The sequence below is a fragment of the Flavobacterium sp. genome, assembly GCF_043720215.1.
Lineage (GTDB): Bacteria > Bacteroidota > Bacteroidia > Flavobacteriales > Flavobacteriaceae > Flavobacterium.
In genome coordinates this window covers 1-2999 of sequence record NZ_JAYSSZ010000231.1, presented here as the reverse complement: position 1 = coordinate 2999, position 2999 = coordinate 1, and the positions used below count along the sequence as shown (strand labels likewise).

Here is a 2999-nt window from a genome sequence, read left to right as displayed (position 1 = left end):
ATTGAAAGATGAGAAAGCCACATTAATCTGCATATCAAACAAATATACAAGATGTACTTATAAATTGAAATTGCTTTCTAGCTTATTTGGCGATTATCCATTCGAAATAAAAAGTAAAGAAGAAGGTTTAGAATAAAATTGGTATATTTTTTGTACTATTGCAAACCAAAATGGGGTCGACTGGTTTTGACAGCAAGTCGAATTGAATTGTAAGCATGTTGAGCAGTGAGGTGCTGCTCATAAATATAATGTCTCAAAATTTTACACGGCGAAAATAACTACGCTTTAGCTGCATAATCCGAACTATAGTACGATTTGCCAAGTCTCTACAAGGTAGAGAAGCTGGATTCTCCTAAAAAGCCTTGGTTTATGGCGTTTTGTTCAGGGGAACCGTAAAAGTAAACCTAGAAACGGTAATGTTTTGAATCCGTTTTGACACTGATAAAACTAAGCTTTGTGTTGCTGTTCTTGGCATAGCACACGGTCGAAAATCTAATCAAGAAATAAACATGTAGAAAGCTCTTTAGTTGCTTGTTTGGACGGGAGTTCGATTCTCCCCGACTCCACAAAATAAATCCGAAATTCTTATACTATAAGAGCTTCGGATTTTATTTTTATGAATATTTATACATTATAGAAAAGAACATACTATTGTTAACACAATTTCTTGAAATTTTAAAAGAAAAAAAAAAAATGAATATAACTATTTTTTTATTAAATTTGATAATACTAAAAATCTTACTAACTATGTCTAAACAAACACTTTACACTCTAGGCATCTTAGCAACAATTATTACTGGTACATTTTTGTACAATAAATATTGTTGTCAAGATTGTTGCAATGAAAAAACCAAAACCGACATTCCTATTACTGAAACAGGAAGTCAAAACAATTTCAGTTTAAATGGAACTGATTTTAATTATGCCTGTCATAACAATTTCAGGTTTTTAACTAATGGCTTTAATACTATTCAGCCTGTTCATGATTCTATTAATTTAGGTATTGATCAGCTGAAAGCTTATTTTGATAAAAATCCTAATCAGAAATTACTCATTACTGGTTATGCTTTAAATAGCGAAAAAAACACTTCCGCATTTCCTAATCTTGGTATTGCAAGAGCAAATGACATTAAAAACTATTTTATATCTAAGGGTTTTGCTTCAAATCGCTTTGAAACCAATGGAGAAATTCGTGATGCTTGGAACGTATCTAATGATACTGTTTTGGGGCCTGTTGATTTCAAAATTAATGAAAATGAAATAGCATCAACAGAAAAAACGGAAGATTGGAACGCTCTAAAAGAAAAAAATAATACAAATCCTTTAATATTATATTTTAATACCAATCAAACCGAGATTAATTTAACCACCGAAGAAAGACAAAAAATTTCTGATTTAAGTAATTATCTTGACCATGTTTCTGATGCAAAAATAAGTTGCGTAGGCCATACAGACAATGTTGGAAACAGAGATGTAAATACTAAATTAGGTCAAAATCGAGCAGATTTTGCTAGAGAATATTTAACTAAAAATGGAATTTCTGCTGACAAAATCGAAAGTTCTTCAAAAGGTCCAAACGAACCAATAGCCGACAACAACACGTCTGAAGGCAAAGCTAAAAACAGAAGAACAGTCGTAACTTTAAAATAACTAACATTAAACAACAAAATTATGAGTACATGTTTATTAATACCAATATTAACAGGACTTTTAAGCGCCTTTTTAGGATATTTATTAGGTAAATCTCTTGGAGGAAACAACAGTGGCTCTGGAAATATAAACTTACAAGCCGATTTAGATGCTTGTCGTGCAAATACATCTAAACTTAACGCATCTATTTCTTCATTACAGGCTGAATTAAACACTATCAAAGCAAAAGGAAGTAGTAATTCACAATCATTTGCAACTGCCACAGAGGCTTCAGTACCATTTGATGCCAATCTAGCTTTATCCGTATATGGCAAAAAAGTAAAACATGATGATCTAAAAATAGTAGAAGGAATAGGACCAAAAATTGAAGAATTATACCACAACGCCGGTATAAAAACATGGAAAGCCTTATCTGAAACCTCTATTGAAAAATCGCAAGAAATACTTGATAACGCTGGCGATAGATACACAATCCATAATCCAGGGACTTGGGCAAAACAAGCATTGTTAGCTTATCAAGGCAAATGGCAAGAGCTTAAAGTCTGGCAACAAACACTTGATGGTGGAAAGGAATAACCCTACTAATGTAAAGCAATTAACCACGTTTTTTTAACGTGGTTTTTTTATCTTTGAAACTTTATAACAAAACATGAATTACAACGATTTAATAGGTTCTCTTGGTGTAAGTATTGTACTTGTTGCTTATTTTTTGAACATATATTCTTTAATTAAAAAGGATGGTCTGCTTTTTTACTCATTAAACATTTTAGGCGCAACAATTGCATGTTATGCATCTGTTTTAATTAATTATATGCCCTTTATAATATTAGAAGGAACTTGGGCAATTGTTAGTATATTTGGGTTGTTAAAAAGTTTGAAAAAGGAATAAATACCAAGAAAGCATCAATAAAAAAACTTTACACAAAAAAACTAAAAAAATGATTATATCATAATGAGTAGAAAAAATAATTTTGATTTTTTAAGGTTACTATTTGCTGTTTTTGTAATTGTTACTCATTCATATATTTTTTCTGGCAGTAAAGAATCTGATTATTTATGCTTTATTTCTAAATGCAATTTAACTTTTGCATCTCTTGGGGTTCAAGGTTTCTTTGTAATAAGTGGCTATTTGATATTCCAAAGTTTCGAAAGAAGCAAAGATATTATTGATTATTTTTGGAAAAGAATCCTTCGTTTGTTCCCTGCATTGCTCTTCGTCTTACTATTAACTATAGTACTAATTCCATTTGTTTACGAAAATAAAAACACTCCATATCTATTCAATAAGGATGTATGGACTTATATCCCTAGAAACATAACTCTGCTCAAAATGCAATATACAATTGATG

4 protein-coding genes and 1 other RNA gene are annotated in these 2999 nt (G+C 30.8%); all 5 read left to right on the top strand.

Annotated elements, in window-relative coordinates; genetic code table 11:
• The first annotated feature begins 172 nt into the window (after positions 1–172).
• Positions 173–569, top strand: a transfer-messenger RNA (tmRNA) gene (gene ssrA, locus ACHZC3_RS10450).
• A gap of 178 nt (positions 570–747) precedes the next feature.
• Positions 748–1650, top strand: coding sequence for an OmpA family protein (locus tag ACHZC3_RS10445; protein WP_394759806.1), 903 nt, complete (start codon positions 748–750; stop codon positions 1648–1650).
• A gap of 21 nt (positions 1651–1671) precedes the next feature.
• Positions 1672–2226, top strand: coding sequence for a hypothetical protein (locus tag ACHZC3_RS10440; RefSeq protein WP_394759805.1), 555 nt, complete (start codon positions 1672–1674; stop codon positions 2224–2226).
• A 73-nt stretch (positions 2227–2299) separates the two neighbouring features.
• The gene (locus ACHZC3_RS10435; protein ID WP_394759804.1) at positions 2300–2539 is read left to right on the top strand and encodes a hypothetical protein; all 240 of its coding nucleotides are present in this window, start codon (positions 2300–2302) and stop codon (positions 2537–2539) included.
• 63 nt (positions 2540–2602) lie between these two features.
• On the top strand, positions 2603–2999 hold a 397-nt coding region (locus tag ACHZC3_RS10430), incomplete at its 3' end, for an acyltransferase family protein (RefSeq protein ID WP_394759803.1).

What these genes read in the sequence shown, in the direction of transcription:
- ACHZC3_RS10445 (WP_394759806.1), top strand. Translation starts at nt 748, where the DNA reads ATGTCTAAACAAACACTTTACACTCTAGGCATCTTAGCAACAATTATT.
- ACHZC3_RS10435 (WP_394759804.1), top strand. Translation starts at nt 2,300, where the DNA reads ATGAATTACAACGATTTAATAGGTTCTCTTGGTGTAAGTATTGTACTT.
- ACHZC3_RS10440 (WP_394759805.1), top strand. Translation starts at nt 1,672, where the DNA reads ATGAGTACATGTTTATTAATACCAATATTAACAGGACTTTTAAGCGCC.